This window comes from Pseudoalteromonas rubra (assembly GCF_005887115.1).
Lineage (GTDB): Bacteria > Pseudomonadota > Gammaproteobacteria > Enterobacterales > Alteromonadaceae > Pseudoalteromonas > Pseudoalteromonas rubra_F.
The window spans coordinates 1-293 of record NZ_PNCJ01000125.1; the positions used below are offsets into that span (position 1 = coordinate 1).

A 293-nucleotide genomic window follows, 5' to 3' on the forward strand; every position below is an offset into this window, starting at 1 on the left:
ACGACGCCACTATTTTAGGGATTGCTCATAATCGCAGCGCCTTAGATATGGATTTAAATCCGCCGTTGGATTATACCATACAAGGTGGCGATATCATTCATTACATTGCCCCCGAGCGGGTGTTGGCATCCGAGGTTAAGTGGCCTTAACGATTGCTTTGTGCTCATAGCAGTTCTCGCTGTTGTACAAGTAAATAGCTGCCAATATTGGACTGCGGGCCCGGCCCCATGGGCTCGCGGTTGACGCTCTTTCTCCTAATGCGCTGAGCTGTATCGCTTGCTGTGAGAAGGGAT

Annotated in this window: 1 pseudogene; it reads left to right on the top strand. The window is 50.2% G+C overall.

Annotated features, from left to right (window positions below):
* A pseudogene (locus tag CWB98_RS24540) lies at positions 1–149 on the top strand (two pore domain potassium channel family protein); the annotation flags it as partial.
* Positions 150–293 lie beyond the last annotated feature (144 nt).